Origin of the sequence: Candidatus Magnetaquicoccus inordinatus, from assembly GCF_004217665.1 — a bacterium.
GTDB classification, from domain to species: domain Bacteria; phylum Pseudomonadota; class Magnetococcia; order Magnetococcales; family Magnetaquicoccaceae; genus Magnetaquicoccus; species Magnetaquicoccus inordinatus.
Genome location: NZ_RXIU01000215.1, coordinates 1 through 6,264, shown reverse-complemented (window position 1 = coordinate 6,264; position 6,264 = coordinate 1). Strand labels below are relative to the sequence as shown.

Below are 6,264 nucleotides of genomic sequence, written 5' to 3'. Positions count from 1 at the left end.
CTGGCCGCCTTGGGAACCGACAACAGCGGTTCCTATTTGAAGGTGGATACCGCCGCCAATGCCAGCACAACCATTGACAATGCCGATAGCGCGCTCAACTCTATCAGCATGCTGCGGGCCACCATCGGTGGCATGCAAAGTCGCTTGCAAGCGATTGCCGACACCTTGGATGCCACCTCGCTGGGCTATACAGAGGCCCATTCCCGTGTCGCCGATACCGATTATGCGGAAGAGAGTGCCAATGCCGCCAATCAATCGATTCGTCAGCAGGCTACGATGGCCATTTTGGCTCAGGCCAACATGCAGGCCCAGTCGCTGTTAAAATTGTTGTCTGCAAGTAGTGCCAATAATTCATAATTGGCCTGCTTTTTCCCTTGCAGCCCATTTCTGCCCCTGTTCCTTGTGGGAACAGGGGCTTTTTTTTGCCTGGAGCAGAGCTTGAGAACTGCTCTCTGTGGGAGATGCGCGCCAAAATCAGAATAATTTGATAATTATCTAATTTATTCAGAACATGTGAATGTGTTTATATTAGAATTTTATGATTTTCTGTTGTATGCAGACTCAAGCTTGGTTTATACTTGCGCGAATCACTGATTTGTAGCTGAATTGCTGTAGTCCGACCGGAAAGATGGAATCTAACTGGTTGTTTTGGTTTCTAAATTTGAACCTCTCGCCAAGGAGTGTCGCATGAGCAACGAAGACAGTTCCCCTGGAATGGCGTTGAAAACGCCGTTGTTGAATGAGTTGGAATCGGGCCCCTGGCCCAGTTTTGTCAAAGATCTGAAGGAGTATTCCAAGAAGCGGCCGCAGATTGTCCAGCTTCTCAACCAGTTGGAAGAGTCTTACGAGAACAAATGGAACTATTGGTTGGGCAAAATCATCAACGTGCCTGGCTATGGCGGCGGGGTGATTGCACGTGTATCTGAAAAAGCGGACAAATATCCGGCTCTGGCCAACTTCCACACTGTGCGGGTCATTGAGCCACCGGGTTGGGTCTATAACACTGCCGCATTGCGCAACTTGGCCGATAGCGCAGAACGTCACGGTGCCGGTATTTTGCAACTGCATGGCATGTCTGGTGATATTTTGCTGTTGGGTTTTGATGACAACGGCTCGATGAATGTCGCCGAAGATCTGATGAATGATGGTTGGGATATTGGTGGTTCTGGCGCCGCCATGCGTACCCTGCAATGCTGTGTGGGACAGGCGCGTTGCGAAATGGCCTGCTTCGACACCATGAAAACCACCAAGTTTATCACCGACAGCTTCATCGAATTTCTGCATCGCCCTGAATTTGTTTACAAATTCAAATTCAAACTCTCTGGCTGTGGCAACGACTGCGGCAACTCGATCGTGCGCTCCGACATGCCGATTATCGGCACCTGGCGCGGTCCGATGCAGGTCAATCAAGAAAAAGTTGCAGAGTTTATTGATGAAAAAGGCTTGGAATATCTGATCGACAATGTGATCACCCGCTGCCCGACCCGCTGCTTGAGCGTGCGTGGTAAAGAGCTGAAGGTGGAAGATTCCGAGTGCGTGCGCTGCATGCACTGCATCAATGTCATGAACAAAGCCCTGAAACCAGGCAAGGATCGCGGTGTGACCATTCTGGTCGGCGGCCATCGCACCCTGAAGATTGGCGATACCATGAGCTCGGTGTTGGTCCCCTTCATGAAGCTGGAGACCGATGAGGATCTGGAAAATCTGAAAGAGTTTATCGAGCGGGTATGGGAGTTCTGGAACGATAACGGCATGGATCATGAGCGAATCGGTGAATTCATTCATCGGGTTGGCATGGCCACCTTCCTGGATGGTATCGGCATGGAGCCGGATCCCCGGATGATTTTGCGTCCTCGTACCTCACCCTACATCAAATTTGAAGAGTTGGCGCCCACCCGTTTTGGTGGCGAACAAACGCAAAATCCCAAAGTGTGGAACCGGGAATCCGAAGGGCCGGAAACGGCTGATTGAGCACGGATACGACTCTCTCATACTACTGACCGATACATTGTGGAGAAAGATTCAAGATGAGCGAAAAAGCAATGGCACCTCGGGACCAGGGGGCTCCCGACTATACCCAATATCTGCATCCGCTGATGGCCAAAAACTATGGCAAGTGGGATTATCATGAGCGGTTGCGTCCCGGGGTTTTGGTCCATGTGGCCGAAAACGGTGATAAACTGTATACAGTGCGGGCCGGTTCTCCGCGCACCATGAGCGCCGATACCGTGCGCAAAGTGTGCGATATTGCCGATAAATATTGCGAGGGGTTTGTCCGTTTCACCACCCGCGCCAATATCGAATTTTTGTTGGGTGATGCCTCTCAGTTGGATGGCCTGATCAACACAGTGGAAAAAGATCTGGGTTGGCCGGTCGGTGGTACTGGTCCCTCCGTTTCCAACATTGCCCATACCCAGGGCTGGCTGCACTGCAACCTGCCTGGAACCGATGCCGCCGGCTCGGTGAAAGCGATGATGGATGATTTGATTGAGGAGTTCAAAACCGAGAGCTTCCCCAACCGGGTACATCTCTCCACCTCATGCTGCCAGATCAACTGCGCCAGCCATGGTGATATCTCTGTGATCGTGCAGCACCATCATCCGCCACGCATCAACCATGACAACATGCAGATCTGCGAGTTGCCAAAAGTGGTGGCCATTTGCCCGGCAGCGGCGATTCGTCCGGCTGTGGTCAATGGCAATGAAAGTGTGGAAGTGGTGCAAGAAAAGTGCATGTACTGTGGTGCTTGCCATGGTCAGTGCCCCAGCATGGAGATTCGTGACGCGCAAACCGATACCCTCTCCATCTGGGTCGGTGGTAAAATGTCCAACGCCCGTTCTGCTCCAACCTTCATGAAGTTGGCAGTATGGGGCATCCCCAACAATCCACCCCGTTGGCCAGAGGTCTCTGCGGCTATTCGCCGGATTCTCACCGCCTACAAGGAAGGTGCTAAGGATTGGGAGCGCGTTGGCGAATGGATCGAACGGATCGGCTGGCAGCGTTTCTTTGAAAAAACCGGCTTCCCGTTCACCAAATATCACATTGATGACAGCCCGGAAGCGTTGTCCAACCTGAACCGGTCCGCGATGGTCCGTTTGTAACAGGGGCTGAATAAACGCTCATTTTCGGCGCTCGAGACAATCGGGCAGAAGGAGTCATCCATGTTAGTACCCACTATCTTTACCAAAGATTATACCAGGGACGACCTTGAGCCGACTTTACGCAAGTCCGTCGCGGAAGAGGTTGTTGTGCGTAACGGCAGCAGTTGGAAATGTCCCACCTATGTGCAACGGCTGCCGCCCTGCAAAGATGCCTGTCCCAGCAGCGAGGATATTCGCGGCTATCTGACAGTCATTGCTCAGGCCAGTCAGTATAAAATGACCCAGGAGCAGGCATTGGATAAGGCCTGGGAAATTTTGACCGATAAAAATCCTTTGCCGGCAACCCATGGGCGTATCTGCCCGCATCCCTGTGAATCGGGATGCAACCGCCAGCATAAGGAAGATGGTTCGGTCGCCATCAACAATATGGAGCGTTTTATCGGTGATCATGGTTTGCGCCGCAAGCTGAAGTTTAAAAAGCTTACCGATGTCACCAAAACGCAAAAAATTGCCGTGGTTGGTTCTGGTCCTTCCGGACTCTCTTGTGCCTACCAGATGGCGCGCCGTGGCTATCAAGTGACCATCTTTGAAGCCTTTGAAAAAGCGGGTGGCATGTTGCGTTATGGCATCCCCACCTATCGCTTGCCGGATGAAGTTTTGGATGCTGAAATCCAAAATATTTTGGATCTTGGTGTGGAGTTGAAGTGTAACACCCGTATTGGTCGGGATCTCTCCTTTGAGCAGTTGCGCAAGGAGTTTGCTGCAGTCTATCTGGCCTTGGGTGCACACAAGGGCAGCAATATGGATATTCCGGGTGAAAATTCGGCCAATGTCTTTACGGCAGCCAGTTTTCTCAATCGGGTCAACACCGGTGCCAAAGTGGAGATCGGCAAACGGGTGGTGGTCATCGGTGGTGGTGACAGCGCCATGGATGCCGCCCGTGTCTCCTTGCGTTTGCAAAAAGAGCTGCTTGCTGCAGAAGAGTCGGGTGATGATGCCCGTTATGATGCGGTGCGCAAAGAGATTGATGAAGAGGCACGCAAAGAAGAAGAGGTGGTCAGTACTGAAAAAACCGCAGTAGACTCGGCACGCATTGTCCGTCGGGTTGCTAGTGGATCAGAGGTCACCATTCTCTATCGTCGTACCAAAGATGAGATGCCCGCAATCGCCAAAGATGTGGATGAAGCGATTGAAGAGGGTGTCCGCTTTGAACTGCTGGCAGCTCCGGTGGAGTTGTTGACCGAAGGAGGTCGTGCTGTCGCAGCACGTTGTATTCGCATGCAGTTGGGTGCCCCCGATAAATCGGGTCGGCGTCGTCCAGAACCGATTCCCGGTTCAGAGTTCACCGTGCCCTGTGACACAGTGATCATGGGTATCGGTCAGGTGCCGGAGTTGGAAGAGGGCATGGGCGATTTGGCCAACAAATGGGGATGGATCAGCGCCAACAACGCTTTTGAAACCTCATTGCCGGGGGTGTTTGCCGGTGGTGATGTGTTGGGGTTGGGCATCTCTACCCGTTCCGTGGGACATGGTCGGCAAGCCGCACGGGCAATGCACAGCTTCTTGAAGGGTGCCAAACATCAATTACCGGGCAAAGTCAAACCGGTTCGCGTCGAAGAGATGCGGCTTGACTTTTACCGCAAGGCCCCCCGCAATGAAGAGGCCAGACTGGATGCGCACGAAGCGATTGAAGGGTTCAAAGAGACCACCTTCACCATTACTGCCGAGCAGGCCATGGCTGAGGCCAAACGCTGCATGAGCTGCGGCTTATGTTTTGCCTGTGACCAATGCCGTATTTACTGCCCCAAAGAGACGATTCATCGTGATCTGAAACGTCCGCAGGGTCAGGTGATGTTTACAGACTATACCAAATGCAATGGGTGTCATGTCTGTTTCCAATCATGTCCCTGTGGCTATATTCAGATGGGCATGGGTCTGTAGTACAGCGCTTCAACAACGGTTACAAAACCGTTGCCAACGGGCGGGAGAGAGCATACTCTCCCGCCTTTTTTTTCATATGGGGATCTGCTGCTTCCTGGAGGGGGCAAGGGATGCCGCATACACGGAGCATGAAGATGACGACAGCGTTTGCTTTAGACAATGAACCACTCTACCAAGCATGGAAACGGGATAAATTGGCAGAGTATCCGAGCTCGTTGGCCGATTTGTTGGTGGAGATTGCCGATCCTTTTGCCTTAACCGACCGCGAGCGGAGCGCCCTTTTAGCGCGTTGCGCCAAAAGCAATATGGCCTTGTTTCGTTTGCTCCATCCCGAAAAGGTACAAAGCAATCCCCTACCCGCTCTGACCGCGCAGTTGGGTATACATGAGCTGGATCGCAATCTGGGAGCAGGCGAGGATGGTCTGTCGGCGTTGACCCCAGGCGGCTCAGCCTATGATCCGTTTGCCGCCTATATTCCCTACCGTGCGGCGGCTATTGGATGGCATACCGATGGCTATTATAATCCGGCGGATCATCAGGTGCAGAGTTTGTGTTTGTATTGCGAGCGTCCGGCCCATGAGGGTGGAGAGAATGAGCTGCTGGACCATGAACTGGTCTATATGCAGTTACGTGACCGCAATCCGCAGTGGATTGCCACCTTGATGGAAAAGGATGTGATGACCATTCCGGCTCGTTTGGATGCGCAGGGCGAGGTGGCACGCCCTGAACGCAGTGGCCCGGTCTTTTCCGTAAATGCCGAAGGAACACTGCACACACGCTTTACCAATCGGCACAAAAGTATTCGTTGGCGTAGCGATAGCGCCACCACAGAAGCGCTGGCGGCCTTTCGCCAAGTGTTGCAGGAACCCTCTCCCTATCTGTTTCGTGGACGCTTGCAGAGCGGTTGGGGTTTGATCAGCAATAATGTTTTACATACCCGCAACGCCTTTCGCGACTTGCCGGATGCAGAGGGACGTATTTTATATCGGGCACGTTTTTTTGATCGTTTGCCCAGCAGATAGGTTGAGCGGTACAGGAGTCTGCCAGCAGGGAAATATCCACGGCAAGCGCATTTGTAAACCTGAACATTATTATGGAGGTCCAGGAGGAGATTATCTCCTCCTGGTGGGTGCAGGGCAAAGCCCCATATGCGCTAACATGTTTTCCCCGATACAGCCATTTGTCGCTTACGTTTTCGCGGTGATTCTGCCAGTTGGGTCAG

General features: G+C 52.6%; 5 protein-coding genes. All 5 read left to right on the top strand.

The window, feature by feature from the left end:
• Positions 1-357: flagellin (locus tag EJP87_RS13150; protein WP_265332127.1), on the top strand; the 357-nt coding region annotated here is incomplete at its 5' end.
• 330 nt (positions 358-687) lie between these two features.
• Positions 688-1,971 carry a dissimilatory-type sulfite reductase subunit alpha gene (gene dsrA / locus EJP87_RS13145; protein ID WP_227657633.1) on the top strand — a complete coding sequence of 428 codons (1,284 nt, stop codon included), beginning with the start codon at positions 688-690 and terminating at the stop codon, positions 1,969-1,971.
• A gap of 56 nt (positions 1,972-2,027) precedes the next feature.
• The gene (gene dsrB, locus EJP87_RS13140) at positions 2,028-3,101 is read left to right on the top strand and encodes a dissimilatory-type sulfite reductase subunit beta (RefSeq protein ID WP_130472329.1); all 1,074 of its coding nucleotides are present in this window, start codon (positions 2,028-2,030) and stop codon (positions 3,099-3,101) included.
• A gap of 60 nt (positions 3,102-3,161) precedes the next feature.
• The gene (locus EJP87_RS13135) at positions 3,162-5,042 is read left to right on the top strand and encodes an NAD(P)-binding protein (protein WP_130472328.1); all 1,881 of its coding nucleotides are present in this window, start codon (positions 3,162-3,164) and stop codon (positions 5,040-5,042) included.
• Positions 5,043-5,176: 134 nt separating this feature from the next.
• Complete coding sequence (locus EJP87_RS13130; RefSeq protein WP_130472327.1) at positions 5,177-6,064, top strand: TauD/TfdA family dioxygenase; 888 nt, start codon at positions 5,177-5,179, stop codon at positions 6,062-6,064.
• Positions 6,065-6,264: the final 200 nt, after the last annotated feature.

Excerpts from the sequence above, each read along its gene's own strand:
- dsrA (WP_227657633.1), top strand. The coding sequence starts at position 688 with ATGAGCAACGAAGACAGTTCCCCTGGAATGGCGTTGAAAACGCCGTTG.
- dsrB (WP_130472329.1), top strand. The coding sequence starts at position 2,028 with ATGAGCGAAAAAGCAATGGCACCTCGGGACCAGGGGGCTCCCGACTAT.
- EJP87_RS13135 (WP_130472328.1), top strand. The coding sequence starts at position 3,162 with ATGTTAGTACCCACTATCTTTACCAAAGATTATACCAGGGACGACCTT.
- EJP87_RS13130 (WP_130472327.1), top strand. The coding sequence starts at position 5,177 with ATGACGACAGCGTTTGCTTTAGACAATGAACCACTCTACCAAGCATGG.